2 protein-coding genes are annotated in these 980 nt (G+C 68.1%); both read left to right on the forward strand.

Translation table 11 applies throughout. The features are described 5' to 3' along the window. Positions 1–67 precede the first annotated feature (67 nt). Positions 68–352, forward strand: a complete 285-nt coding sequence (locus PYV02_RS15300; protein ID WP_275759942.1) for a transposase — start codon at positions 68–70, stop codon at positions 350–352. Positions 353–399: 47 nt separating this feature from the next. Then, a partial coding sequence (locus tag PYV02_RS15305) for an IS3 family transposase (protein ID WP_275759943.1) occupies positions 400–980 on the forward strand: 581 nt, incomplete at its 3' end.

Genomic DNA, 980 nt, shown 5'->3' on the forward strand with positions numbered 1-980 from the left:
GGAGCCTGACCCGCTTTTCCGGACACCTGAGTTGAGGCGATGATCGTCTCAGAGAGGAGTCCGTGAGATGCCTGCTGCCCACCCGCCGGAGTTCCGGCGTCGAGCCCTGGATCTGGTCGCCCAGGGAAACCCGGTCGGCCAGACCGCTCGTGATCTCGGGATCAGCGAGTCGTGCCTGCGGAACTGGATGAACCGGGACGCGGTCGACAGCGGCCGCAAGCCCGGTCTGACGACCGAGGAGCACAAGGAACTCGTCGAGCTGCGCCGCCGGTTGCGGGTGCTGGAGATGGAGAACGAGATCCTCAAGCGTGCTTCGGCGTACTTCGCCAGGGAGAACGTGCTCCCAAAATAGGGTTCCGGCTGGTCCAGGAGCTCGCCGCGGACGGGATCCCCGTCGCGGTGGCCTGCCGGTTCCTGAAGGTCTCCACGTCCGGTTACTACGACTGGCGAGAACGAGCGCCGTCGCTGCGAGCCGTCGCGGACGCGGCGCTGACTGCGACGATTCGACGCATCCATGCCCACTCGCGCGAGACCTATGGCGCGCCCAGGGTGCTCGCCGAGCTGCGGCTCGGACTCGGTGTTCACGTCGGCCGCAAACGTGTCGCACGGTTGATGCGGCTGGGCGGGATGGTCGGTGTCTCGCATCGGCGCAAGCGACGGGGCTGGAAACCGGACACCGCGACGCACGAGGATCTCGTGAAGCGGCAGTTCCGCGCGAACGCGCCGAACCGGCTCTGGTTCTGTGACATCACGCAGCACCGCGCCAAGGACGGGTGGGTCTACTGCGCCGCCGTGATCGACGCGTTCAGCCGCCGCATCGTGGGCTGGTCGATCAGCGACCGGATCACCGCGGAGATCGTCGTCGACGCGCTCGAGATGGCCCGCTGGCGCCGCCGACCCGAGCCTGGAACCGTGGTCCACGCGGATCGTGGAGCGCAATACACCAGCTGGCTCTTCGGCCACCGGCTCCGGCAGGCCGG

The organism is Antiquaquibacter metalliresistens, assembly GCF_029211225.1.
Lineage (GTDB): Bacteria > Actinomycetota > Actinomycetes > Actinomycetales > Microbacteriaceae > Rhodoglobus > Rhodoglobus metalliresistens.

Excerpts from the sequence above, each read along its gene's own strand:
- PYV02_RS15300 (WP_275759942.1), top strand. The coding sequence starts at position 68 with ATGCCTGCTGCCCACCCGCCGGAGTTCCGGCGTCGAGCCCTGGATCTG.